Raw genomic sequence first — 23490 nt, forward strand, 5'->3', positions numbered from 1 at the left:
CTGTTTCTGCCTTTCGTGTGGTTTTGGATGAACACAAGTTTTGCGGGAGACAGCGCGCCGGACATCTGGCTGCTGGTGGAAACCCAGCCGCGTGTGTTGAAGGTGATGGACGGCCCTGTTGAGAAAGAAGTTTTTCCGCAGATTGCCATCGGCCGGCGCGGCGCCGGCTTCGAAAAGATGCGTAACGACGACAAGACACCCTTGGGCGAGTACCGCATAGGCTGGATTAACGAGAGCAGCAAATACCATCGCTTCTTTGGCTTCACCTATCCCAATCTCGACAACGCCAAACGCGCCTTTGCGGGCGGCCTGATCGGCGAGGACACCTTCCAGGCCATCGCGCGCGCCAACCTCCGTGACGGGGTTCCGCCGCAAAACACGCCTTTGGGAGGACAGATCGGCATACATGGGCTGGGGGGAGCCAATCCGACGGTGCACGAGAACTTCGACTGGACGCACGGCTGCATCGCGCTGACCAATCAGCAGATCGACCGGCTCAGTCAGTGGGTACGCCGCGGTACCCTGGTTGTCATTCGCTGAAATGCGCTAAAATAGTTCTGGAAAGCTTGCTGGAATCCCGGCAAACTAGGCATTGGGACCCGTTCACTCCGGAAGGATTGAATGACTTTGTACAATCTTTCATTTGAAAAGAAGGAAAGAAGCATATGATGAAAGTAACCAAGCTCGCAGTGATTCTGGTAGCCGCCGGCCTGACCGTTGGTTGCGCCAGCAAGGGCGATCTCAGCAATCTGCAGTCTCAGGTCGACGGCCTGAAGGCAGAAGTTTCCTCTGTGAAGAGCACCGCTGATGAAGCGCTGTCCGCTGCTCAGGCTGCCGAATCCAAGGCCTCCAGCGCCGACGCTTCCGCTCGCAGAGCTGCTGCAGCTGCAGAAGAAGTGAACAGCAAGCTGGATCGCATGTTCAAGAAGTCCATGATGAAATAAGACCTCTGGGTTCATACCCCAAAGGTTTTCATCCGAGACCCCGGGCGGACGCAAGTCTGCCCGGGGTTTTGATTTTCAGGCGCCCCGCACTTCCTCAGCCGGATTCCTGATCCTCAACTCGCTTGGCAAGACGCGCATAATCCGCCAACGACAGGTTTTCCGCCCGCTCCCCGGGATCGACATCCGCAGCACGGATGGCCTCCTCCGTCAGCAGGGTGCCCAGGGCATTGCGCAAGGTCTTGCGTCTCTGACCAAAAGCGGCGCTTACAACTTTGCCCAAGGCCTCGACAACGACCTCCACCGGCGGCTGAGCGTGCGGGACCAATCGAACCACGCTGGACATGACTTTGGGCGGCGGGAAAAAGCTTTCCGGCGGCACATCGAACAAAGGCTGCATGTCGCAGTAATACTGTGCCATCACGCCCAGACGCCCATATTCCTTGTCGCCGGGCGCGGCGCAAAGACGGTCCACGACTTCCTTTTGCAGCATGAAATGCATGTCGGCGATGACATCCGACTGCTGGAACAGGTGGAACAACAGCGGAGTCGAAATGTTGTAGGGCAGATTACCGACGACGCGCAGCTTCTCTCCCGAACTGAGCGAGTTGAAATCGAACTTCAGCGCATCGGCGGAATGCACGGACAAGCGTGCCTCGCCGGAAAAGCGCCGAGCTAGCTCGGCCACCAGATCGCGATCCAACTCCACCACGTCCAGCCGCCCCGCCTCGGCCAGCAGCAACCGCGTCAGCGCGCCCTGCCCCGGGCCGATCTCGACCAGGTGCTGATCGCTGCGCGGCGCGATAGCCGATACGATGGCGAACACCACGTTGTCATCGCGCAGGAAATTCTGGCCAAAGCGCTTTCGAGGCTTATGACTCAAACCGGTGTCCCGCCCTGCGCGAACTGCGCCATCTCGATGGCCATGCTGATGGCCGCCTCCAGGCTCCCGGTTTCGGCTTTTCCGGTTCCGGCAAGATCCAGCGCCGTCCCATGATCCACCGAGGTGCGGATGATGGGTAGTCCCAAGGTCACATTCACGGCCTGGCCGAATCCGGCAAATTTCAGCACCGGCAGGCCCTGATCGTGGTACATGGCCAATACAGCATCGGCTTTCTCCAGGTTGCGCGGCAAAAACAAGGTATCGGCGGGGAGCGGGCCGACCAGATCCATGCCCTCGCCACGCAGGGCGTCCAGCACAGGGATGATCACATCCAGCTCCTCCCGCCCCAAATGGCCGCCCTCGCCCGCGTGGGGATTCAGACCGCACACCAGCAAGCGCGGTTGCGCGATCCCGAAGCGCCGCGTCAGATCGCCGACCAGCACCCTCACGACCGACTCCAGCACTTCGCGGGTAATCGCAGCGCTGATGTCCTTGAGCGGCAAATGGGTGGTCGCCAAGGCCACCCGCAGTCCCTTGGTCGCCAGCATCATCACCGGATGGCCACCTGTCATCGCCGCGATATACTCGGTATGGCCCGAAAAGGCGATGCCGGCCTGGTTGATGATGCCCTTGTGCACAGGCGCTGTCACCACCCCATGATAGGTACCCGCGAGGCAACCTTCCACGGCCGCCTCGATGCTGCGCAGCACATAGTGGGAATGACCGGGACTCAAACGGCCCGGCTGCGTGTCTGCGGCACCATCAACCTTCAGGTAGCGCAGGCTGCCGGGCCGATGTGGCACCGCGGGAAGGCGCGGGTCCGCGTCCAGCAGTTGCAAAGAGACGCCCAGCATGCGCGCCCGCGCCTCAAGTACCTGCGGGTCGCCTACCACCACCAGTTCACAGGGAAATGATTGGCGGGAAATCAGCGCGCAGAGATCAGGCCCAATGCCCGCCGGCTCGCCCAAGGTCAGGAGGATACGTGGGATCATGGCGCGTATCAGCCTGCTGCACCGGAACGCAGGTTCATTCCTGCGTGCCGGTGAGGCGGATTTCCACGTAGGCCTCGTCGCGCAGCTTACGCAGCCACAGCTCGGTCTCCTCCTCCACCTTGCGCTTGAAGATGGCCTCGCGCGCCTTGTTGCGGCGGAACTCATCCGAGTCGTCGGATTCCTGCCGCTCCTGCACCTGGATGAGATGCCAGCCGAACTGGGTTTGCACGGGGTCGCTGAGCTGATTGACGGCAAGCCGGCTCATGGCCTCTTCAAACTGCGGCACCAGGGCGCCGGGCTGTACCCAGCCCAGTTCGCCGCCCTTGATGGCTGAGCCCTTGTCGTCGGAATGACCACGCGCCAGCACGGAGAAGTCCTCGCCACTTTCGATGCGGCTCTTCAGGGCCAGCAGTTTCTGCTTGGCATCCTCGTCGGACAGGACCTCGTTGGGCTTGATGAGGATATGCCGCACGCGCGTCTTGGTCAGGGTATGCTCCCCCCCCCCTTTGAGCCCCAACAGCTTGATGATGTGGAAGCCACTGGAACTGCGTATCGGCCCTTCGATATCACCGTCCTTCATCTTGCTCACGTACTCTGCGAACAGGCCCGGAATCTCGCTGAACTTGCGCCACCCCAGATCGCCGCCCTTGAGCGCCAGTTCGTCGTCCGAGGCGCTCAGTGCCGCCTGCTTGAAGTCCTGGCCTTTGCGCAAATCAGCCAGCACGCTTTCGGCTTTTTCCTTGGCTTTCTGCACGTCGCTGGGGGACGCGGCCCGCGGCGTGGCGATCAAAATGTGCCCTAGCAGGTATTCCTTGTCCGCTGCAGGCCCTTCTGAGCCTTGGGTATCCAGATAATTCTGGATTTCGCGGTCGCTGACCTTGATCTGCTGGTTGACCTGGGCATTGCGCAAGCGGCTGATGGCGATTTCACCCCGGATCTGTTCGATAAAGCTGCCGTAGTCGATGCCTTCCTCGCGTAGGGAGCGGCGGAACTCCTCCAGGCTCATGCGATTGCGCTGCGCGATCTGCTGCACCGCCATGCGCAGGGTTTCCTCGTCCACCTTGATGCCGCTGCGCTCGGCCAGTTGCTCCTGCAGCTTGTCCACGATCATCCGTTCGAGGACCTGGCGCACCAGGATATCCTCGGGCGGCATGGGCGTCTTGTTCTGCTGGAGGCTACGGCGAATGCCCTCGACGCGCTCGGCCAGCTCACTTTCGAGGATCACGCCGTCATCCACCACAGCCACGATCCGGTCCAATTCCCGCTCCGCCTGCAGCAAGGGCGGGAACAGACTCAATCCGACCGCCAGCATGAGGGCTTTCATCAAGTAAGGAAACGTCGACTTCATCGTGGCTTCACTTTCTAGAATTCGTTTTCCAGGCGGTAGCCGCGCAGGTTGCGCGACAGGAAACGGTCGATCTGGTCGCCCAGGCGGGTCAAACCCTTCAGTTCGAGCATGAAGAACACCGTGTTGTTGGCCTGCGCGTCTTCCGCAAGAACCTGAACACCTGTTGTTGTGGTGCCGTTGAGGTAGCGCAGACCCACCAAGCTCAATCGGTAGCAGCAGGTTTCGTGCTCGATGCCAGCCACCGCCTGGGTGGTGAGCTGGTCCAGAATGGAATACTGCCACTGCCCGATCACGTGCCAACCATCGGCGAAAGGAATGCGGAAACCGATGTCTGCCAGATTCACCTTCACCTGACTGATGTCATTGGGATCGCCCAAGTAACGGTAGGAGACACTGAAAACGTCATTCCGCCGGTTGTTGTAGAAAATACCAACTTGTCCGCGCCCAATGCGGTTGGTGTCTGGGTTCCATTGACCCGTGCTCTTGAACGACCACGCATCGGTGAGCGAAGATGAAACCTCGCCCACTATGTTCGAGACAGTGCTGGTATCCGGTGCAATCGTCGAGTTCAGCTGCACATTCCGGTTGCTGAAATAGAAGATTTCGCCCAGGCTGAGCTTTAGGCGCTCCAGGCCGGAATCCTGGTCGATGAAGCGGCTGGTGATAGCCGCCGTAATCTGGTTGGTGTCGCCAACCCGATCGGTTCCGACAAAGCGGTTCTCGCGGAACAGCTGATAGAAGTTGAAGTCGTATTGCGCCGAGTCGAAGTTGGGAATATCGTCCTGATTGACCTCGGGGATGTAGACGTAAAACAGCCTGGGCTCCAGGGTCTGCTGCATGGGCAGCGAACCCAATTGGAAATCCCGATCGAAGAATGCGCCAGTGTCAACCGAGAAAATCGGCACAGTCAGGCTCTGGCTATCCCCGTTGTTGACCACATTGTCCGGGTAGTTCAACCAATATTGAGAGTGCTGCAAGGTCACGCTGGGCGTGACAAACCCGCCTGGATTGACGAACGGATAGGAGAGCTTGGGACGCAGCGACAAGCGCTGTCCCTCCACCCGATCCGGGTTGTAGAAGTTGACGGCATCGGCGGTACTCTGGAACATCAGGCCCGTGTCAAAGACATTCTGCCAATAATTGAATGTCAGCTGGGGCAGACGGGCGTAGGGCTGAGCTGAATTGGGGATGTTGGGCGAAATCGTCTGAAAGACATCCGTTGCCGCATAGACACTGTAATTGGTGCCGGTATAGGTCAGATCCCCATGACTGGGGATGTAGATGTTGTTGGGAATATGCAGGATATTCCCCAATTCATTCAAGTAGCGGTCGTCCGACACACGGAAAATGTTCACGCGCGAAGTCAGGTTCTTGGTGAACCTGGCCCGATTGCGGAAGGCGATCATGCCGCGGCTATCGTCACGCTGGTCATCGTGGGGCATGTATTCGCCCTGGATCATGCCCTTGGTCCAGTCGGTCATATACCGGAACTCGCCGCGATAGAGCATGCCGCGATTTGTGAGCAGCCGTGGCGTGAAGGTGGCGTCGTAATTGGGCGCCAGGTTGAAGTAATAAGGCAGGATGAAATTGAAGCCGCTGACCTTGCTGGAACCGAAGGTAGGCGTCAGAAAACCGGATTGGCGGCGATCATCCACTGGAAAGCTCATGAAAGGCGTGTAGAGAAAGGGCACGCCCTTGAACTCCAGCCAGGCATTCTTGGCGAAACCGCGCCCCGTCTCCTTGTTGATCTTGGCGGTAGAGGCGTGCATCAGCCAGTCCTGACGTCCCGGCTCGCAGGTGGTGTAACTGACCTTCTCATAACGGGTCAGGTACTTGCTGTCGATGGTGGTGCGCCGCGAGGTGCCGCGCGCCGGAACGGTCTCGATCACGAACTGGGAGTTGCGCAACACGCCCTGGTCGGTTTTCAGACGCAGGAACGCGGTATCGCTGGAAAAGGACAGGCCTTTTTCACGGTAGATCACATTTCCCTGGGCGTTCAGCGTGCCCGATTCGTTATTGTGGGTGACGAAATCGCCGAACAGGCTCTGATCCGCCCGCACCAGGTCCGCGGTGCCCTCGAAATTGGACACCTCGCCATGCACCAGTTCGGCGGTATCGGACTGGATCTCCAGCGGCGCCTGGGCGCGCGCTATCTCGTCCTCGGGCGACATGATGAAGTACTTCGACGGGGTGATCTCGGATTTGCGCTTGCCGCAGGTGAGCTTCCAGGGGTCGGCGGGCATGCGCGCCATGATGCTGCGGAATCGCGCCTCGTCCTGCCCGGTGATGGTGCCCGATTCCTCCCAGTCCGCCACGCTGTCCGCCGCCTCGCCCACGGTATGCGCTTCGCCGCGCGGGTCGGCGCCCACCAGCCCACAGTCCCATTGCTGCTCGCCGCCGGCCTTGCAGGTCCAGCCAGGCTGCGCAGCCGGCTTCACCGACTCCTTGCGCGGTGCTTCGGCCAGGACCGGCGCTGTCACGCCGGATAGGCGCTTAAAGGTGACCCTGGGTTCCTCCCGTTCATCCTCTACGCCTGCGGACTCCTGACCTTCGGCCAGGGTCGACTCCTCGACCGTCTCCTCGGCCGGGGACTCCGCCGTTTCAGTTGGCTCAGGCTCGGCCGGCGTATCCCGCGGTACACGCTGCGGTGGCGCCGGCCGCGCCACTTGCTCGCTGGCTTCCGTCTCCGGAGCGGCCGTTGGCTCCTCGGCTTCCAGCGTCCTGACCACGGGAGCTGGGCGCGCCGCAGGTTGCGCGGGACGCCCCGCAGGCGCCCCGGCAGCGGAGCCACCCGGTCCTGCGGTACACACCCACTCCTTGCCGTCAGCGCTGCGCTGGCAATCCCAACCAGGCGTCGCCGCGTGCGCGCCCAAAGGCTGCTGCAGGCCAAAAGCACACAAAAGCAGCCAGCGGCTCCTGGCCGGGCCGATAATCCGTATCATGGAAGACCTGTTCCGAATCCGCACTAACGAACCGCAGTTTGCGCGCGCCAGCTCAGACTTCAGGCTCTCTGACGTAAGCAGGGCACTGGCGGGGCGTAACTCAGGAAATGATGCGGACTGGGTGTAAGCAACATACCGTGGAGACTGCGTTTGTGGTCAAATACTGTAAGCGTGGCATTCTACCCCATGATCCCCAGCATTATGAGCATTTTTGAACAAGGAAGCGTACCTCCCGTCGCGACAGACCCAAGGATCCAGGCACTGACGGGCTGGTTGACCCAGCCCTTAGGCAAGCCGCCCGAAAACCTCAAGCCCGCGTCCAGCGATGCGAGTTTCCGCCGCTACTTTCGTGTCTGGTGCGATGGCGAGACCTATATCGCCATGGACGCCCCGCCGCCCATGGAGGACGTGAGGCCCTTCATGAAGATCGCCCGGCTCATGCAGGACGCCGGGGTCAGCACACCGACGGTGCATGCCGCGGACGAGGACAACGGCTTCCTGCTGCTGGATGACTTCGGCTCGGAGAACTATCTGGACCGGCTCGATGAGGCCAGCGCGGACCGGCTCTATGGCGACGCCATGGACAGCCTGGCGCGGCTTCAGGCCGGCGTGGATACGGGAAGCTGCGGACTGCCCGATTACGATGAAACCCTGCTGCGCAACGAGATGAACCTGTTCCGCGACTGGTTCCTGGGCAAACTGCTGGGACTGCCGTCCGATCCGGACCGCGACCAGTGCCTGGAGCGGACGTGGCGTCTGCTGGTGGCATCGGCCCTGGAGCAACCACGGGTCTGCGTGCACCGGGATTACCATTCCCGCAACCTGATGGTCACGTCCGTCGATAACCCTGGCATCCTCGATTTCCAGGACGCGGTGATCGGCCCCGTCACCTACGACCTGGTGTCCCTGTTGCGCGATTGTTATGTGGCCTGGCCACCCGCCCGGGTGCGGCAGTGGGCGGCGGACTACCATGGGCTCATCAAGCAGCACGGCATTGAAACCGGCAGTCTGGCCGAGTTCCTGCGCTGGTTCGACCTCATGGGGATACAGCGCCACCTCAAGGCCATCGGGATCTTCTCGCGCCTGAAACTGCGCGACGGCAAGAACGGCTACCTGAAGGACATCCCGCGCACGTTGAGCTATGTCATGAGCGTAGGTCAGGACTACCCGGAACTGGCCGAGTTCCTGGACCTACTGCGCGAACAGGTGCTGGACCGGGCTGGCGCGGTCCTGGGAGCACCCGCATGAAGGCCATGATCCTGGCCGCCGGCCGTGGCGAGCGCCTGCGTCCCTTGACCGATCACACCCCCAAGCCCTTGCTGGCGGCAGGGGGACGGCCGCTGATCGAGCACCTGGTCGAGAGCCTGGTGAACGAAGGGTTTCACGAACTGGTCATCAACCTGGGGCATCTGGGGCAAAAGATTCCCGAACGCCTGGGCGACGGATCGAGGTTCGGTGCCCGCATCGCCTATTCGCCGGAGGGCTGGCCCGCCCTGGAAACCGGCGGCGGCATCTTTCACGCCTTGCCGCTGTTGGGACCTGATCCCTTCCTGGTGGTCAACGGCGACATCGCCGTGGACTTTCCGTTCGGACGTTTGATTCAGCAGCCTGTCGATCAGGCCCATCTGGTGCTGGTGCCCAATCCCCCGCACCATGAGGCGGGCGATTTCCCTCTCTCGGACGGCCTGGTCACCAATGAAGGTCAGCGCCACACCTTCGCCGGCATCGGCGTCTACCGCCCGGAACTATTCGACGGCTGCCAGCCGGGCGCGTTTCCCCTGGCGCCCTTGCTGCGGCGGGCCATCGCGGCGGGCCGGGTCAGCGGTGAATTGCATCAAGGATTTTGGATGGACATCGGTACCGTAGAGCGGCTGCGCGCATTCGATGCGAGGCTTGCAGGAAGACAAGCCGGCCACCGCAGTGAACAGAGCCTGCCGGCCTGAGTGGAGTCAAGCCCATGAACCAGCCCAATGCCAACCGCGATCTGCACCGGGAGAAGAATCTGCTCACTGTGGCCTACGCGCTTCAGGCAGCATCCCTTGCCCTCGGTTTCACCTATGTGCTCGCGGCCATCATCGGCCACCTCATGCGGGCATCGGTGGCAGGCACCTGGCTGGACAGCCATCGGCGCTGGCAGCTGAGGACCTTCTGGTTCAGCCTTTTGTGGGGAGTGCTCGGCGCTGCCACCGCACTGTGGGGCATCGGTTATTTCATCCTCATCGCCGATCTCATGTGGATCATTTACCGCATCGTACAAGGCTGGGCGGCCCTCAGCCGCAACCAACCCGTCGACAGCCAGCCTGCCCAGACGCAGTAGCCGCCGTCCGTTTTCGCTTCATGCGCGTTGACAGCCAGGCCCGGCGCCAGTAAGTTTACGGATTTAATTTAGAAATCCGCCGGCCGCCCTGCGCGCAGTGACGCCCGCATCACGACACTCAAGAGTCCTGGATGGAAGAATTTCAACGCATCAAACGCCTTCCCCCTTACGTTTTCAACATCGTCAACGAACTCAAGGCCAAGGAGCGGGCTCAGGGGATCGACGTCATCGACTTCGGCATGGGCAACCCGGACCGCCCCACCCCCCAGCATATCGTCGACAAACTGGTGGAAGTGGCGCAGAAAGGCACGGCGCACCGTTACTCGGTGTCCAAGGGCATTCCACGCCTGCGCAAGGCCATCTGCAACTGGTACAAGACGCGCTATGACGTGGATCTGGACGCCGACGCCCAGGCCATCGTCACCATCGGTTCCAAGGAAGGTCTGGCGCATCTGATGTTCGCCACCCTCGGGCCGGGCGACGCCGTGCTGGTGCCCAATCCCGCCTATCCCATCCACCCCTACGGCTGTGTCCTCGCCGGGGCCGATGTGCGCCACGTGCCCATGGTGCCGGGCGTGGACTTCTTCGAGGAATTGGAGAAGGCGATACGCACCTCCTGGCCCAAGCCCAAGATGCTGATCTTGAACTTCCCGGGCAACCCCACCACCCAGTGCGTGGAGCTGGAGTTTTTCGAGAAGGTGGTGGCAATGGCCCGCGAGTACAAGATATGGGTCGTGCACGACCTCGCCTATGCGGACCTGGTGTTCGACGGCTACGTGGCGCCCTCCATCCTGCAGGTGCCGGGCGCCCAGGACGTGGCGGTGGAGTTCTTCACCCTGTCCAAGAGCTACAACATGCCGGGGTGGCGCGTGGGCTTCATGTGCGGCAATAGGGAACTGGTGGCGGCCCTGGGCCGCATCAAGTCCTACCTGGACTATGGCACTTTCACCCCCATTCAGGTGGCCGCCATCACCGCCCTTGAAGGTCCGCAACAGTGCGTCGCGGATATCTGCAACCTCTATCACCAGCGAAGGGACGTGCTGTGCAAGGGTCTGAACGATGCCGGCTGGGCGGTGACGCCGCCCAAGGCCACCATGTTCGTGTGGGCGCCCATTCCCGAACAGTACCGGGACATGGGCTCGCTGGAATTCGCCAAGAAGCTCATGCTGGAGGCCCATGTGGCCGTGTCCCCAGGTATTGGCTTTGGCGAGTTCGGCGACGACCATGTGCGCTTCAGCCTGATCGAGAACGAGCACCGCACGCGCCAGGCCATCCGCGGCATCCGCCAGATGTTCCGCAAGGACGGCTCCGCCTGACTCACGCCCCCACACTCACGAGGAACTCCCTTTGAATCCCGTCAAAATTGGCCTCCTGGGCCTGGGCACCGTCGGCGGCGGCACCGTCAACGTGCTGCGCCGCAATGCCGATGAAATCACCCGCCGGGCCGGGCGCGAGATCCAGATCTGCCGCGCCTCTACCCGCGACCTGCAACGCTCGCGCATCTGCGACACCACCGGGATTGCGCTGACCCAGGACCCGCTGGAGATCGTCAACGATCCGGACATCCAGATCGTGGTGGAACTCATCGGCGGCGAAACCCTGGCCAAGGAACTCGTGCTCAAGGCCCTGGACAACGGCAAGCACGTGGTTACCGCCAACAAGGCGCTGATCGCACTGCACGGCAACGAGATATTCGCTAAGGCCAGGGAGAAAGGGCTGATGGTGGCCTTCGAGCCGGCGGTGGCCGGCGGCATACCCATCATCAAGGCCATCCGCGAGGGACTCACCGGCAACCGCGTGGAATGGCTGGCAGGCATCATCAACGGCACCTGCAACTACATCCTCACCGAGATGCGTGACAAAGGGCGCGACTTCGAGGACGTGCTGCAAGAGGCCCAGGCCCTGGGCTACGCCGAAGCCGACCCCACCTTCGACGTGGAAGGCATCGACGCCGCCCACAAGCTGACCATCCTCGCCTCCATCGCCTTCGGCATTCCGCTGCAGTTCGACAAGGTCTACGTGGAAGGCATTAGCGGCGTAACCCGCCTGGACGTCACCTACGCCGAGGCCCTGGGCTACCGCATCAAGCTGCTGGGCGTGGCCCGGCGCTCCGAGAAAGGCATCGAACTGCGCGTGCACCCGACCCTGATTCCCTATCGCCGCCTCATCGCCAACGTGGACGGCGTGATGAACGCGGTGGTGGTCAAGGGCGACGCGGTGGGACCGACGCTTTACTACGGCGCCGGCGCCGGCGCCGACCCGACGGCCTCTTCCGTGGTAGCCGACATTGTCGACGTGGTCCGCGCCCTCACCAGCGACCCGGAGAACCGGGTCCCGCACCTGGCCTTCCAGCCCACGGCCCTGGCCGACACGCCGGTGCTGCCCATCGGCGACATCGAAACCGCCTACTACCTGCGCCTGTCCGCCGAGGACAAGCCCGGCGTGCTGGCCGATGTGACGCGCATCCTGGCGGGCCGCAACATCAGCATCGAGGCCATCATCCAGAAGGAGCCGCTGACGGGCGAAAGCCACCTGCCCATCATCATGCTCACCCACAAGGTGCCCGAGCGCGAATTGAATGCCGCCATCGCCGAGATCGAGGCCCTGGCCACCATTAACAAGCCGGTGAAGCGGATTCGGATGGAGACCTTGGGCTGAGACCCAAGCTGATACTGCCTCAGCTCTATAGGATGTGCTGAGGCACGAAGCGCACCGATCGCAAGTGATGCGCCTCCAATCGCAAACGGTTGCATTAGCCGCAACCCTTCCTGCGTCGGCACATCCTATCCAAACGCCCTCACCGGCACGGGGAATGTTGAACGGCACGCCGTTCCTACTGCTAGTAGACTAAGGCGTCCAGGGGCAACGCAACGACCAGAACCAAACTATAAGAATCCATGAAATACATCTCCACCCGCGGCAACGCGCCCGCCAAGACCTTCACGGAAATCCTGCTAGGCGGACTGGCTCCGGACGGCGGGCTGTACCTGCCGGAAAGCTATCCCCAGGTGACGCGGGACGAGTTGGACGGCTGGCGTGAGCTGAGCTACGCCGACCTGGCCTACGAAGTCCTGTCGAAATTCGCCACCGACATTCCCGCGGATGACCTCAAGGCTATCCTGCGCAAGACCTACACGCCCGAGGTATACGGCAACGCCCGGAGCGACAGCGACACCACGCAGATCGCGCCGCTCAGGGTGCTGGAGCCGGGCCTGTGCCTGCTGGAACTGTCCAATGGGCCGACCCTGGCCTTCAAGGACATGGCCATGCAGTTGCTGGGAAATTTGTTCGAATACGCGCTGGCGAAGCAGCACGCGGAACTGAACATCCTCGGCGCCACCTCGGGCGACACCGGCTCGGCGGCGGAATACGCCATGCGCGGCAAGCGCGGCATCCGAGTATTCATGCTCTCCCCCGACGGCAAGATGAGCGCCTTCCAGCGCGCCCAGATGTACTCCCTGGACGACCCGAACATCCACAACATCGCCGTGCGCGGGGTATTCGACGACGCGCAGGACCTGGTGAAGGCCGTCTCCAACGATCTGGACTTCAAGGCCCGGCACCGCATCGGCACGGTCAACTCCATCAACTGGGCACGGGTTTCCGCGCAGATCGTCTATTACTTCAAAGCCTACCTGGCCGCCACCGCCACCAGCGCGCAGGAAGTCGCCTTCGCGGTGCCCTCCGGCAACTTCGGCAACATCTGTGCCGGCCATATCGCGCGGATGATGGGCCTGCCCATCGGGCAGTTGATCCTGGCCACCAACGAGAACGATGTGCTGGACGAGTTCTTCCGCACCGGCGTCTACCGCCCGCGCGGCACCAAGGAGACCTACCACACCAGCAGCCCGTCCATGGACATCTCCAAGGCATCCAATTTCGAGCGCTTCATGTTCGATCTGGTCGGGCGTGACGGCGCCAAGCTGCGGGACTTCTGGAGCCGGGTGGATGCCGGCGGCTCCATCGACATCAAGGGCAGCGCATACTGGCAGGCCCTGCCCGAGTTCCGCTTCGCCTCGGGCAGCAGTACCCATGCCGACCGCCTGCGCACCATCCGCGACACCTGGACCAAATACGGTGTCATGATCGACACCCACACGGCGGATGGCCTGAAGGTGGGCCTGGAGCAGCGACGCGAGGACTTGCCCCTGATCTGCCTGGAAACCGCCCTGCCCGCCAAGTTCGAGGAAGCCATCCGCGAAGCCCTGGACCGAGCCCCCGAGCGGCCGCCGGCCCTGGAGGGCATCGAGAACCTGCCGCAACGGGTCGAGGTGATGGACTGCAACCTCGGCGCGCTGAAGCAGTACATCGCCACCCACACCGCCGGCTGATCGCGCAAGACGCGCCCAGGGGAGACAGCATGAGCTTACGGACCTTTATCTTCTGCGATTACTGCAACCCCAGCGCTATCCGAACAATAGAGGCGCGGCGCATCGCCCCGCGTCCCTTCGGACTCAGCGGCCGCCGCTTCAGCGACGGGCGCTCGTGGTTCGACGGCTCCAGGGAACAAGCCCTGGCCGCCGGCTGGAGCCTGAACGAAGACGGTCAGGATATCTGCCCCCGCTGCCTGCAGCGCGGACTGGGCACCGAACCCAACACCCCGGAACCACCGAACCCGGCCGGAGCCTAGGCTTTCCCGACTCACCGGCCGCATGCTCTACCACCCCGTCAAGAAAAGCATCCTGCGGCGCGCCCTGCCCGATGGGAGCGCGCAACTACCGGACCTGCCGCCGCTGTTGCAGCGAATCTACCACGCACGACGCCTAGTCAGCCCCGAGGAACTGGACCGCACCCTGGCAAGGCTGCCCTCCCCTTGGCTACTCTCGGGGATGGAGGCGATGGTCGAGCAGCTATCGGAGATCATTCGCGAGGGGCGCCACCTGCTCATCGTGGCCGATTTCGACGCCGACGGCGCCACCAGCTGCGCCGTGGGCCTTCTGGGCCTGCGGGAGTTCGGCGCGGCCAAAGTTTCCTATCTGGTGCCCAACCGCTTTGAGTACGGCTATGGGCTCACGCCGGAAATCGTGGAGGTTGCCGCCCGGCAAAACCCGGACGCCATCATCACGGTGGACAACGGCATTGCCAGCATCGAGGGCGTGCGGGCGGCCCGCGCAGCCGGCATTCGCGTCCTCATCACCGACCACCACCTGCCCGGCAGCCAGTTGCCGGAGGCCGACGCCATCGTCAACCCCAACCTGGCGGGCGACCGTTTTCCCAGCAAGGCCCTGGCCGGGGTTGGCGTCATGTTCTATGTGCTGATGGCCTTGCGTGCGCGGCTGCGGGAAAGCGGCTGGTTCGCCAGGCATGCCGAACCAAATTTGGGGCAACTACTGGACCTGGTGGCCTTAGGCACCGTGGCGGACGTGGTGGCGCTGGACCACGTAAACCGCATCCTGGTGCATCAGGGCCTGCAGCGCATTCGCGCAGGTCAGGGGCGGCCGGGCATCCAGGCCTTGTTGGAAATCGCCGGCCGCAATCCAAAGTCGACCGTCGCGTCGGATCTGGGTTTCGCCGCGGCGCCGCGCCTGAACGCCGCCGGCAGACTGGAGGACATGAGCCTGGGCATCGAGTGCCTGCTGAGCGAGGACTTTGCCAGCGCCAAGACCCTGGCGGCCCGCCTCGATGAGCTCAACCGCGAGCGGCGCGAGATCGAGGAACAGATGAAGCTGGACGCCCTGTACATGCTAGACCGGCTGGAGCCCGCCGAAAACCGGCGCGATGCCGCCGGCCTGTGCCTGTACGACGCTAGCTGGCACCAGGGCGTGATCGGCATCCTCGCTTCCCGCATCAAGGAGCGGCTGAACCGGCCGGTGATCGCCTTCGCGCCCGGCAGCGGCGATGAGCTCAAAGGCTCGGCCCGGTCTATTCCCGGCGTGCACATCCGTGACGTGCTCAGCGACATCGCCGCGCAGCATCCGGGTCTGCTGAGCCGGTTCGGCGGCCATGCCATGGCGGCGGGCCTTAGCCTGAAGTCGGGGAATCTGGAGCGCTTTGGGCAGCTATTCGACGAGGAAGTCCGCGGGCACCTGGAGGGCCTGGATCTGGCCAATGCCCTGCACAGCGACGGCGAGCTGCCGGCAGCAGAATTCTGCCTGGAAGCAGCGGAACTGCTGCAGCAGGCGGGGCCCTGGGGCCAAGGCTTCCCGGAGCCGCTGTTCGATGGCGAGTTCGACGTGATCCAGTGCCGGGTGGTGGGCGAAAAGCACCTGAAGCTGGTCCTGCAGGTGCCGGAGGGCGGCCGCATGGTGGACGGCATCGCCTTTTTCGTGGACCAGCCGCATGCCTGGCTCGGCTGTCAGCGGCTGCGCCTGGCGTACCGCCTGGACGTCAATGAGTTCCGCGACAACCGCACGGTGCAGATGCGCATCGAGTACATGGAAAACTGCGCGGCCTGAAGCGCACTCAGCCGAGGGAGTTGCAGCGCCTCGGGAAATGTTGCCCCTTGCCCGGACGCCAGCCCGCCGCCAGGGCCTCCCAGGTGAAGACCTGCGCCCTCTCGCAGGCCAGTCGCATATCCAGGCCTTGCGCCAAATAGCCTGCGAGCGCCGAAGCCAGGGTGCAGCCCGAGCCATGGTAGCTGTGGGGGAGACGCTCCCATGCCCACTCGGCGTCACCCTCAGGGCCGAACAAACGGTTGATCACCTTCTCCGAGCCTTCGTCATGGGTGCCGGTAATTAGGACGTGCCTCGTCCCCATCCGCAGCAATACCTTGGCGCAGACCCCGGGCTGCCGCTCGCCTGACAGGGCTTCGGCCTCCGGGATATTGGGCGTCAGCACGCTGACCCAGGGCAACAATTCACCGCACAAGACCTCGATGAGGTCCTCACGCGCAAGGAGGGTGCCGCCGCCCGCCGCGAGCACCGGATCCAGCACCACGGGTACACCGGGCAACTCGCGCAGCAATTCGGCCACCGCGCGCGCCACGCCGGCACTTCCGAGCAGCCCGATCTTGACCGCCGCCAGCGGCAGGTCACGGACAACCCGGCAGGCCTGCTCCAGAAAGTCCGCAGGCGCCTGCGGCAACACGCGCACCACATCCCGGCTGTCCTGGACCGTCAGGGCCGTGACGACCGTACTGGCATGGCAGCCCAAACGCCCCAAGGTCTCGATGTCAGCCTGCAGTCCGGCGCCTCCCGTGGGATCGTGGCCGGAGAGGCAGAGGACTATGGGTGGTGTGTCCGGCATGGGATCTTCCGCGTCGATGGAGGGCACCTCAGCATGTGTCAAGGATCAACTAGACTTAGCGGTACTTTTTTATCTGGACAGGAAATCCAGTGCAGAACAACCGCGTCGATGGCAATCTGTTCACAGAATCCGCCCTGGATTTCTGCAGGCTCGTGGAGCAGATCGACGGCTACGAAGTGGAGCTCTGGCTTCGGGATGCAGGTGAGATCCTGCTACGTCTGGACTTAAACATCATCCATTTGACCAGGCACACACCGCCAACCCCTCATGTCTGGATCTCCGATCTGGACAAGCGATTCGAGTTGTACTCCCGGCTCAAGGACTTCCTCGGCGAGCGCGACGAATACTGGTCCGAGGCGGACCTGCACGCAGGAGACGGCTACATGACAGGCAGCCTTTCCGACGATTTCGCCGACATCTATTTCGAGCTCAAGCGCGGATTGCTGTTGGCAGATCAGGGTCAGGAGGGCCACTCGCAGGCGGTGAAGATATGGACCAGCGGCTACCGCGATCACTGGCGCCAGCATCTGGTGGACGCCCGCAAGCAACTCTTCGATTTCCGCTCCCAGCCGCCAAAGACCGGCGCCAAGATCCACATCCGCAAGCCACCGAAAAAGCTGGCCTGATCCAGCCATGGATCCTTGAATGCTCAGTTCCCCTGGTACACCAGACGGCCGGCCCGCAGGGTGTGAGTAACCCTGCCCCTCAGGGTTTCTCCCCAGTACGGCGTGTTGAGTCCCTGACTAAGCCAGTTGGAGTCATTGACCTGCCACTCCTTGTCCGGATCGAAAATGCACAGATCCGCCGTGGCACCGGGGCTCAAATGGCCGGAGTTGATTTCCAGCGCGCGCGCAGGGCCTATGGTCAATCGGGCGATGGCCTCCGGCAGGCCCAGCACGCCACTGCGCACCAGGCTCAGGGTTAGGGGCAACAGCGTTTCCAGTGCGGCAATGCCGGGAACGGTGGAGGGAAATGCATCCTGCTTGGCGTCCACGTCGTGCGGCTGATGATCGGAACAAATGGCCTGCAGCGTGCCGCTCGCGAGGCCTTGGCGTAAACCTTCACGGTCCGCCTCGCTGCGCAGCGGCGGACTCACATGAGTGTTGGCATTGAATCCGTCCACGGCCGCCTCGGTAAGATCGGTGTAATGCGCCGCCACGTCCGCCGTAACGGGAAGCCCTTCGGCGCGCGCCTGGGCGATCATGGCCACCGCGCGCCGGGTACTGAGCTGGGCGAAATGCACCGGACCGCCAACCTGTTCAATGAGTGCCAGCGCCTGGGCAACCGCCACGGTTTCGGCGGAAGCCGGAATACCGGGCAGCCCCAGCCGAGTGCCCACAGCGCCTTCGTGGGCACAGCCGTTGTTCTTCAGCGAAGCATCTTCCGGCCGGATCACGACCAGGAGGCCATAACTGGCTGCGTACTCCAGACTCCGCCGCATGACCAGCAAGTTGGCGAGCGGAGCCCCCGCATTGCCGACCGCCAGGCAGCCGGCCTGCTTGAGGGCGCTCATCTCACTCAATTCCTTACCCGCCAGACCCCGGGTCAAGGCGCCTACGGGCAGGACGCGCGCCATGCCAGCACTTTCGGCGCGCTCCTGCAGCAGTTGCACGACGGCGGGCGTGTCCACCACCGGCGAGGTATCCGGCGGGCAGCACAGGGTGGTGATGCCGGCGGCAGCGGCAGCGCGGGTCTCGCTGGCAATGGTGGCCTTCTGCTCCTGCCCCGGCTCACGCAGACGGGCGCTGAGGTCGATGAATCCGGGACAAACGATGCGCCCCGTCGCATCGATTTCCAGATCCGGGGCAAATCCATCCGGCGGCGAACCCAGGCCAGCGACCTTGCCGTCCACGAGGCAAACCGACATGAGCGCGTCGACGCCGTTGGCCGGGTCCACCACGCGTCCGCCTTTGATGAGGATGTGCCTGCCGGTCATTGAAGCTCCTCCTCCGTCGGGCCGCCGCCCGAGCGCATGGCCATGGACAGGATCGCCATGCGCACGGCAATCCCGAAGGTGACCTGCTGCAAAATCACCGAATTGGGGCCGTCCGCCACCCGCGAATCGATTTCCACACCCCGGTTGATAGGGCCTGGATGCATGACGATGGCATCGGGCTTGGCGTGGGCGAGCCGTTCCGGCGTCAGCCCGAAGCGCGCGAAATACTCGTGCTCGCTGGGCAGGAAAGCGCCGCTCATACGCTCCCGCTGCAGGCGCAGCATGATGACCACGTCCACATCCGCGAGTCCCTCGTCCAGATCGTGAAACACCTTGATGCCCAGGCTCTCCGCCTCGGCCGGAATCAGGGTTCTGGGCCCGACGCCGCGAACCTCGGCGACGCCCAGGGTATTCAGCGCCCAGATCTCGGACCGGGCCACGCGCGAATGCAGAATATCGCCGACGATGGCCACCTTCAGCGGCGAGAAATCGCCCTTGTGCCGGCGTATGGTGAACATGTCCAACATGGCCTGGGTTGGGTGGGCGTGGCGACCGTCGCCGCCGTTGATCACGCTGATGTGAGGCGCCACATGCTGCGCGATGAAATGCGCCGCGCCACTTTCCGCATGGCGCACCACGAACATGTCCACGTGCATGGCTTCGAGATTGCGGATGGTGTCCAGCAGGCTCTCTCCCTTGGCCGTCGCAGAAGTCGCAATGTTGAGGTTCAGCACGTCGGCCGACAGCCGCTTGGCCGCCAGTTCGAAGGTGGTTCGGGTGCGGGTGCTGTTCTCGAAGAACAGGTTGACGATGGTCTTGCCTCGCAGCAGGGGCACCTTCTTCACCTGCTGCGCAGAGACGCTGGTGAATGATTGGGCGGTGTCCATGATGCGGACCAGCAGGTCGCGCCCCAACCCCTCGATGGTGAGGAAATGACGCAAACGCCCCGCGGCATCAAACTGCAGCTTGTTCATCGCACAGCCTCCGTGGCAGGTTAGACGGACTGGATGCTGACAGCCAGCGGTTCGGGGCCGGACAACTTGATGCGCTGGCCGGGCAGCAGTTGCACACGGGCACCACAGCAATCGGCCTGCACCGGTATCTGGCGCCCGTCGCGGTCCAGCAGCACGCCCAGCATTACCTGCGCGGGCCGGCCGTAATCGAAGATTTCATTGAGCGCGGCGCGGATGGTACGGCCGGTATAGAGCACGTCGTCCACCAGGATGATGTCGCGGCCCTCGACGCGGAAAGGCAGGCGGCTGGGCTTCACCTGGGGGTGAATGCCGATTTGCGAGAAATCGTCACGGTAGAACGAGATGTTGAGCGTGCCCAGCGGTTCCCGCAGCCCCAACCGGCGGTGCAAGACTTCGGCCACCCAGGCGCCGCCGCTATGGATACCCACCATGGCGGGATCGCGCATACCGCGCTGGGCCATTTCGGCGCGCACACCGTCCTCCAGGGCATCCAGCAAAGCCCCCGTATCCCAGTTCGGTTCAGTCATGGTGCGCTGAAGTTTGATCGATTTGACGCAGCCAGGTCTGCAGGATCAGCTGCGCCGAAATGGTGTCCTTAGAGTCCATGAATTTTGCGCTGCGCTTTGGCCGTTCCTGGTAGAACACGTGCCGCGACTCGATGGTGGAGAGCATTTCGTCCATGGTGAACACCGGCAGACCGAAGCGGCCTTCCAACTGTCGGCAGAACCGTAGTGTCGGCTGCGTGATAGGGTTTTCGCTGCCGTCCAGTTGATGCGACAACCCGACCACAAACGCGCTGGGGCGCCAGGCCTCCACCAGGCGGGATATGGCATCCCACTTGGAAGCATTGCTCGTAACCTTGATGGTTTCCAGGCCGGTGGCGGTACCGCTGATGCGCTGCCCGACCGCCACGCCGATTTTGAGCTCGCCGTAGTCGAATCCCAGATAGGTTTCCGACCGGGCAGACGAAACCATCGGGTCCAGCGATGAGCCAGCTTCAACCATGGCCTGCCTGGGCTGTGAGCAAGGAAATGTCCACGCCCATGAGCTCGGCCGCTGCCTTCCAGCGGTGGGCCGAAGGCTGCTCGAAGATGATGGACTTGTCTGCCGGCGCATTCAGCCAGGCATTCTCCACCATTTCACGCTCCAGTTGGCCTTCGCCCCAGCCGGCGTAGCCCAGGGCCACCAGCACCTTCTCCGGGCCCTGGCCCTGGCTGATGGCCTCGAGGATGTCGCGGGAGGTGGTCAGCGAGATCGAGTCGGATACGCGCAGGGTGGAATCCCATTCACCCGGCGCCTCATGCAGCACGAAACCGCGCTCCGGCTGGACCGGACCACCGAAGTAAATGGGCAGATCGCAACACTTGGCATCCTGAATCTCGATGTTCATTTGTTGCATGATGTCCTTGAGCGTCAGATCGGACGGCCGGTTGACGATGATCCCCAGGGCCCCCTCGGGACCATGCTGACACAAATAGGTAACCGTCTTTGCAAAAAACGGGTCTGCCATGCCGGGCATGGCGATCAAGAAATGATTGGTCAGAATTTCGGGTTGCTGAATCATGGGCCTAGTATCGGGGCTTAGCCGTTGCGCTGCAAGTGAACTCAGCTAACGGCTTGTTTCCATTCGATTATCGCTGGAGAACTTCCAGGTCCGGGTGATCACCAGCACGTCGGCCTCCTGACGCAGTTCGTCGGGGAACGGCGCGAAGGGCGCCGCCATTTTCACGATGCGCATGGCGGCATCGTCCAGCACCGCCTCGCCCGAAGAGCGGCGGACCTGGATGCTGTGGAGGGTGCCGTCGGGCTTGACCCCGACACTGAGCAGCAAGCCTCCCGAGAGATTGCGGCGCCGCGCTTCGTCGGGGTAATTCAGGTTGCCGATCCGTTCGACCTTGTCCTGCCAGGCGCGTTCATAGGCCGCGGCCTTGTATTTGTGGGCATTGACCGAATTCACGTACACCATGCGCGGCCGGTGCGCCTGATCGGCCTGGGACTTGACGTATTCCGAACTGAATTCGGCAATCTGCTGCCGCAGCGCGTCGGCGCTGAGATGCGGCCGTTCCTCCTCGACCTCGGTTTCCACGCCGATGTCTTGAACCACCTTCTTTTCCGAATGAGCCTGTTTGATGACCTGGCGCGGCCGGACTTCCGGGGCGCGCGCCTGATTCGGGGCCGGGGTCAGCTGGCGCCCCTGTCCCTGCTGCGGTATCGGCTCCGCATTGGGCATCGCCTTGTGCTCCGCTTCGCCGCTGCCGAACTGGTTTTCCTGGGCCAGGTAGTCGGCCTTCTCCGGTGCCTGCCGGGACGGCGAGCGGACCAGGGCGATCTCCAGCGACTTCTGGATCTTGCTCGGCTTCGGTAGCTCAAAGCGCAGGCCCAGAATCAAAAGCGCGTGAAGGATGCTCGCCAGCACCAGAGTCACCAGCAAGCGGTCCGAGGAATGCCACTCGCCGTGCACGACTGCGGCCCCCATCGGCTTCAGCGGCTCCCGAGGAGCGCGGTCACTTCGTCCAGAAGCTGCGCGCTGATGTTCAAACCGAACAGCTTGTCCAGTTCCTGCACACAGGTGGGACTGGTGACGTTGACCTCGGTGAGATAATCACCGATGACGTCCAGCCCGACGAACAGCAGCCCCTTCTCCTTCAGCGTGGGGCCGACCTGCCCGACGATCCACCGGTCTCTTTCTGTCAACTCGCGGCCTTCCGCCCGGCCACCCGCGGCCAGGTTGCCGCGGCTCTCGCCCTGGGCCGGAATCCGCGCCAGGGCATAGGGGACGGCCTGACCATTGACCACGAGGATACGCTTGTCGCCATCGCGGATTTCCGGCAGATAACGCTGGGCCATGACGAAGCGCCGCCGGTGCTGGGTCATGGTCTCCAGAATCACGCTGAGGTTGGGGTCTCCGCCGCGCACATGAAAAATCGAGGCGCCGCCCATGCCATCCAGGGGCTTGAGGATGATTTCGCCCTGCTCCTGCAGGAACTCGCGTATGCGGGCCGGCTCGCGGGCCACCAGGGTGGGCGCGCAGCAGTGATGAAACCAGGCGGTGAAGAGCTTTTCGTTGGCGTCGCGGAGCGAGCGGGGCTTGTTCACCACCAGCAGGCCGCGGTTCTCCGCGCACTCCAGAAGATAGGTTGCGTAGATGTACTCCTGGTCGAAAGGGGGGTCCTTGCGCATGAGTACGACATCAAGGCTGTCCAGGGGCAGTTCCTTTTCCCCCAGGAAGCCGAACCAGCGCAGTTCGTTGCGGTCTACTTCCAACTGGCGCATGCGTGCATAGGTGCGCCCGTCGCGCAGGTACAGATCGTTCAGTTCCATGTACCACAGCTCCCAATCGCGCGCCTGCGCCTCCAGCAGCATGGCAAAGCTGGTATCCTTCTTGATGTTGATGCCACCAATGGGATCCATCACGATCCCGAGCTTAACACTCATGCCGTCTCGTCCTCTTCCGTCCAGACCTCTGGTTCACTTGACTAGAAACCTTCAATTCATTTATAAAGTGCAATTCGACGAATTCCGCTAGGCGACATCCTGAGGTTAAATCATGTCCAAAGTATGCCAGGTAACGGGCAAGCGACGTATTGTAGGCCATAACGTTTCGCACGCTAACAACAAGACCAAGAGAATCTTCAACCCGAATCTGCACGAGCACCGTTTCTGGGTCGAGAGTGAAAGCCGCTGGGTGCGCCTGCGTGTCTCCGCTCAGGGGCTGCGCATCATCGACAAGAACGGCATCGACACCGTGCTCGCGGACATCCGCAAGCGCGGCGAGAAGGTTTAAGGAGACGGATCATGCGTGACAAGATCAAACTGATTTCTAGCGCCGGCACCGGCCACTTCTACACCACCACCAAGAACAAGCGCACCATGCCGGAAAAGATGGAGATCAAGAAATTTGATCCCGTCGTCCGCAAGCACGTGATGTACAAGGAAGGTAAAATCAAATAATGCCGCATGCCGCCGGCCCGA

25 protein-coding genes are annotated in these 23490 nt (G+C 62.8%); 13 read left to right on the plus strand and 12 right to left on the minus strand.

All coding sequences use genetic code 11. The features are described 5' to 3' along the window. Positions 1–27 precede the first annotated feature (27 nt). Positions 28–540 carry a L,D-transpeptidase family protein gene (locus tag EK23_RS01090; RefSeq protein ID WP_045223910.1) on the plus strand — a complete coding sequence of 171 codons (513 nt, stop codon included), beginning with the start codon at positions 28–30 and terminating at the stop codon, positions 538–540. A 125-nt stretch (positions 541–665) separates the two neighbouring features. Continuing rightward, entirely contained in the window at positions 666–944 is a 279-nt protein-coding gene (locus EK23_RS01095; RefSeq protein ID WP_045223422.1) for an Lpp/OprI family alanine-zipper lipoprotein, read from the plus strand. Positions 945–1038: 94 nt separating this feature from the next. Here EK23_RS01095 and rsmA read toward each other — a convergent pair whose 3' ends face one another. Genes rsmA through EK23_RS01115 form a run of 4 tightly spaced genes read right to left on the minus strand, consistent with a single transcriptional unit; the run spans position 1039 to position 7106 of the window. Further along, positions 1039–1824 carry a 16S rRNA (adenine(1518)-N(6)/adenine(1519)-N(6))-dimethyltransferase RsmA gene (gene rsmA, locus EK23_RS01100; RefSeq protein ID WP_045223423.1) on the minus strand — a complete coding sequence of 262 codons (786 nt, stop codon included), beginning with the start codon at positions 1822–1824 and terminating at the stop codon, positions 1039–1041. Next, positions 1821–2816 carry a 4-hydroxythreonine-4-phosphate dehydrogenase PdxA gene (pdxA, locus tag EK23_RS01105; RefSeq protein ID WP_045223424.1) on the minus strand — a complete coding sequence of 332 codons (996 nt, stop codon included), beginning with the start codon at positions 2814–2816 and terminating at the stop codon, positions 1821–1823. Before pdxA ends, rsmA begins: the two co-directional genes overlap by 4 nt. A 34-nt stretch (positions 2817–2850) precedes the next feature. Continuing rightward, complete coding sequence (locus tag EK23_RS01110) at positions 2851–4140, minus strand: peptidylprolyl isomerase (RefSeq protein ID WP_045223911.1); 1290 nt, start codon at positions 4138–4140, stop codon at positions 2851–2853. A gap of 38 nt (positions 4141–4178) precedes the next feature. Then, positions 4179–7106: an LPS assembly protein LptD gene (locus EK23_RS01115; protein ID WP_052807796.1), complete on the minus strand. Its 2928-nt coding sequence runs from the start codon at positions 7104–7106 to the stop codon at positions 4179–4181. Between the two features lie 201 nt (positions 7107–7307). Between EK23_RS01115 and EK23_RS01120 the strand changes: the two genes are divergently transcribed. The 8 genes from EK23_RS01120 (at position 7308) to recJ (ending at position 15818) form a co-directional block, all read left to right on the plus strand. Further along, the gene (locus EK23_RS01120) at positions 7308–8354 is read left to right on the plus strand and encodes an aminoglycoside phosphotransferase family protein (RefSeq protein WP_045223425.1); all 1047 of its coding nucleotides are present in this window, start codon (positions 7308–7310) and stop codon (positions 8352–8354) included. Next, on the plus strand, positions 8351–9049 hold the full coding sequence (gene murU, locus EK23_RS01125) for an N-acetylmuramate alpha-1-phosphate uridylyltransferase MurU (protein ID WP_045223426.1): 699 nt from the start codon (positions 8351–8353) through the stop codon (positions 9047–9049). Before EK23_RS01120 ends, murU begins: the two co-directional genes overlap by 4 nt. Before the next feature lie 14 nt (positions 9050–9063). Then, entirely contained in the window at positions 9064–9423 is a 360-nt protein-coding gene (locus EK23_RS01130; protein WP_045223427.1) for a DUF4870 family protein, read from the plus strand. 131 nt (positions 9424–9554) lie between these two features. Then, positions 9555–10739 carry an alanine transaminase gene (gene alaC, locus EK23_RS01135; RefSeq protein ID WP_045223428.1) on the plus strand — a complete coding sequence of 395 codons (1185 nt, stop codon included), beginning with the start codon at positions 9555–9557 and terminating at the stop codon, positions 10737–10739. Positions 10740–10770: 31 nt separating this feature from the next. Beyond that, the gene (locus tag EK23_RS01140; RefSeq protein WP_045223429.1) at positions 10771–12081 is read left to right on the plus strand and encodes a homoserine dehydrogenase; all 1311 of its coding nucleotides are present in this window, start codon (positions 10771–10773) and stop codon (positions 12079–12081) included. A 239-nt stretch (positions 12082–12320) separates the two neighbouring features. Further along, entirely contained in the window at positions 12321–13754 is a 1434-nt protein-coding gene (gene thrC, locus EK23_RS01145; protein ID WP_045223430.1) for a threonine synthase, read from the plus strand. Between the two features lie 29 nt (positions 13755–13783). Next, positions 13784–14053 carry a hypothetical protein gene (locus tag EK23_RS01150; RefSeq protein WP_045223431.1) on the plus strand — a complete coding sequence of 90 codons (270 nt, stop codon included), beginning with the start codon at positions 13784–13786 and terminating at the stop codon, positions 14051–14053. A 22-nt stretch (positions 14054–14075) separates the two neighbouring features. Beyond that, complete coding sequence (recJ, locus tag EK23_RS01155; RefSeq protein WP_045223432.1) at positions 14076–15818, plus strand: single-stranded-DNA-specific exonuclease RecJ; 1743 nt, start codon at positions 14076–14078, stop codon at positions 15816–15818. A gap of 7 nt (positions 15819–15825) precedes the next feature. On the opposite strand, the gene thiD is transcribed toward recJ, so the two are convergent. Further along, positions 15826–16650: a bifunctional hydroxymethylpyrimidine kinase/phosphomethylpyrimidine kinase gene (gene thiD, locus EK23_RS01160; RefSeq protein WP_327037021.1), complete on the minus strand. Its 825-nt coding sequence runs from the start codon at positions 16648–16650 to the stop codon at positions 15826–15828. 47 nt (positions 16651–16697) lie between these two features. Here thiD and EK23_RS01165 point away from each other — a divergent pair, with 47 nt between their 5' ends. Continuing rightward, positions 16698–17234, plus strand: coding sequence for a DUF5063 domain-containing protein (locus EK23_RS01165; RefSeq protein WP_045223433.1), 537 nt, complete (start codon positions 16698–16700; stop codon positions 17232–17234). Positions 17235–17257: 23 nt separating this feature from the next. On the opposite strand, the gene EK23_RS01170 is transcribed toward EK23_RS01165, so the two are convergent. Genes EK23_RS01170 through gshB form a run of 7 tightly spaced genes read right to left on the minus strand, consistent with a single transcriptional unit; the run spans position 17258 to position 22953 of the window. Next, the gene (locus EK23_RS01170; RefSeq protein ID WP_045223434.1) at positions 17258–18544 is read right to left on the minus strand and encodes a dihydroorotase; all 1287 of its coding nucleotides are present in this window, start codon (positions 18542–18544) and stop codon (positions 17258–17260) included. Continuing rightward, entirely contained in the window at positions 18541–19518 is a 978-nt protein-coding gene (locus tag EK23_RS01175; protein ID WP_045223435.1) for an aspartate carbamoyltransferase catalytic subunit, read from the minus strand. Before EK23_RS01175 ends, EK23_RS01170 begins: the two co-directional genes overlap by 4 nt. Positions 19519–19538: 20 nt before the next feature. Beyond that, a complete protein-coding gene (pyrR, locus tag EK23_RS01180; RefSeq protein ID WP_045223436.1) occupies positions 19539–20045 on the minus strand; it encodes a bifunctional pyr operon transcriptional regulator/uracil phosphoribosyltransferase PyrR in 507 nt (168 codons plus the stop codon). Continuing rightward, positions 20038–20523: a Holliday junction resolvase RuvX gene (ruvX, locus tag EK23_RS01185; protein WP_235281872.1), complete on the minus strand. Its 486-nt coding sequence runs from the start codon at positions 20521–20523 to the stop codon at positions 20038–20040. The genes pyrR and ruvX overlap by 8 nt, the downstream gene beginning before the upstream one ends. Continuing rightward, the gene (locus tag EK23_RS01190; protein WP_045223438.1) at positions 20516–21082 is read right to left on the minus strand and encodes a YqgE/AlgH family protein; all 567 of its coding nucleotides are present in this window, start codon (positions 21080–21082) and stop codon (positions 20516–20518) included. The genes ruvX and EK23_RS01190 overlap by 8 nt, the downstream gene beginning before the upstream one ends. A 45-nt stretch (positions 21083–21127) precedes the next feature. Then, positions 21128–21994, minus strand: a complete 867-nt coding sequence (locus tag EK23_RS01195) for an energy transducer TonB (protein WP_045223439.1) — start codon at positions 21992–21994, stop codon at positions 21128–21130. Positions 21995–21999: 5 nt separating this feature from the next. Continuing rightward, positions 22000–22953 carry a glutathione synthase gene (gene gshB, locus EK23_RS01200; protein WP_045223440.1) on the minus strand — a complete coding sequence of 318 codons (954 nt, stop codon included), beginning with the start codon at positions 22951–22953 and terminating at the stop codon, positions 22000–22002. 112 nt (positions 22954–23065) lie between these two features. Here gshB and rpmB point away from each other — a divergent pair, with 112 nt between their 5' ends. Together rpmB and rpmG are read left to right on the plus strand one after the other, a co-directional pair. Continuing rightward, positions 23066–23302, plus strand: coding sequence for a 50S ribosomal protein L28 (gene rpmB, locus EK23_RS01205; protein WP_045223441.1), 237 nt, complete (start codon positions 23066–23068; stop codon positions 23300–23302). An 11-nt stretch (positions 23303–23313) separates the two neighbouring features. Further along, complete coding sequence (gene rpmG / locus EK23_RS01210; protein ID WP_045223442.1) at positions 23314–23469, plus strand: 50S ribosomal protein L33; 156 nt, start codon at positions 23314–23316, stop codon at positions 23467–23469. Positions 23470–23490: the final 21 nt, after the last annotated feature.

It is taken from the genome of Methyloterricola oryzae (assembly GCF_000934725.1).
GTDB lineage: Bacteria > Pseudomonadota > Gammaproteobacteria > Methylococcales > Methylococcaceae > Methyloterricola > Methyloterricola oryzae.

Excerpts from the sequence above, each read along its gene's own strand:
- rpmG (WP_045223442.1), top strand. The coding sequence starts at position 23,314 with ATGCGTGACAAGATCAAACTGATTTCTAGCGCCGGCACCGGCCACTTC.
- EK23_RS01115 (WP_052807796.1), bottom strand. The coding sequence starts at position 7,106 with ATGATACGGATTATCGGCCCGGCCAGGAGCCGCTGGCTGCTTTTGTGT.
- EK23_RS01150 (WP_045223431.1), top strand. The coding sequence starts at position 13,784 with ATGAGCTTACGGACCTTTATCTTCTGCGATTACTGCAACCCCAGCGCT.
- rpmB (WP_045223441.1), top strand. The coding sequence starts at position 23,066 with ATGTCCAAAGTATGCCAGGTAACGGGCAAGCGACGTATTGTAGGCCAT.
- pdxA (WP_045223424.1), bottom strand. The coding sequence starts at position 2,816 with ATGATCCCACGTATCCTCCTGACCTTGGGCGAGCCGGCGGGCATTGGG.
- murU (WP_045223426.1), top strand. The coding sequence starts at position 8,351 with ATGAAGGCCATGATCCTGGCCGCCGGCCGTGGCGAGCGCCTGCGTCCC.
- gshB (WP_045223440.1), bottom strand. The coding sequence starts at position 22,953 with ATGAGTGTTAAGCTCGGGATCGTGATGGATCCCATTGGTGGCATCAAC.
- EK23_RS01175 (WP_045223435.1), bottom strand. The coding sequence starts at position 19,518 with ATGAACAAGCTGCAGTTTGATGCCGCGGGGCGTTTGCGTCATTTCCTC.
- EK23_RS01130 (WP_045223427.1), top strand. The coding sequence starts at position 9,064 with ATGAACCAGCCCAATGCCAACCGCGATCTGCACCGGGAGAAGAATCTG.
- pyrR (WP_045223436.1), bottom strand. The coding sequence starts at position 20,045 with ATGACTGAACCGAACTGGGATACGGGGGCTTTGCTGGATGCCCTGGAG.
- EK23_RS01095 (WP_045223422.1), top strand. The coding sequence starts at position 666 with ATGATGAAAGTAACCAAGCTCGCAGTGATTCTGGTAGCCGCCGGCCTG.
- thrC (WP_045223430.1), top strand. The coding sequence starts at position 12,321 with ATGAAATACATCTCCACCCGCGGCAACGCGCCCGCCAAGACCTTCACG.
- EK23_RS01120 (WP_045223425.1), top strand. The coding sequence starts at position 7,308 with ATGAGCATTTTTGAACAAGGAAGCGTACCTCCCGTCGCGACAGACCCA.
- EK23_RS01195 (WP_045223439.1), bottom strand. The coding sequence starts at position 21,994 with ATGGGGGCCGCAGTCGTGCACGGCGAGTGGCATTCCTCGGACCGCTTG.
- ruvX (WP_235281872.1), bottom strand. The coding sequence starts at position 20,523 with ATGGTTGAAGCTGGCTCATCGCTGGACCCGATGGTTTCGTCTGCCCGG.
- EK23_RS01170 (WP_045223434.1), bottom strand. The coding sequence starts at position 18,544 with ATGACCGGCAGGCACATCCTCATCAAAGGCGGACGCGTGGTGGACCCG.
- EK23_RS01190 (WP_045223438.1), bottom strand. The coding sequence starts at position 21,082 with ATGATTCAGCAACCCGAAATTCTGACCAATCATTTCTTGATCGCCATG.
- EK23_RS01110 (WP_045223911.1), bottom strand. The coding sequence starts at position 4,140 with ATGAAAGCCCTCATGCTGGCGGTCGGATTGAGTCTGTTCCCGCCCTTG.
- alaC (WP_045223428.1), top strand. The coding sequence starts at position 9,555 with ATGGAAGAATTTCAACGCATCAAACGCCTTCCCCCTTACGTTTTCAAC.
- EK23_RS01090 (WP_045223910.1), top strand. The coding sequence starts at position 28 with ATGAACACAAGTTTTGCGGGAGACAGCGCGCCGGACATCTGGCTGCTG.
- recJ (WP_045223432.1), top strand. The coding sequence starts at position 14,076 with ATGCTCTACCACCCCGTCAAGAAAAGCATCCTGCGGCGCGCCCTGCCC.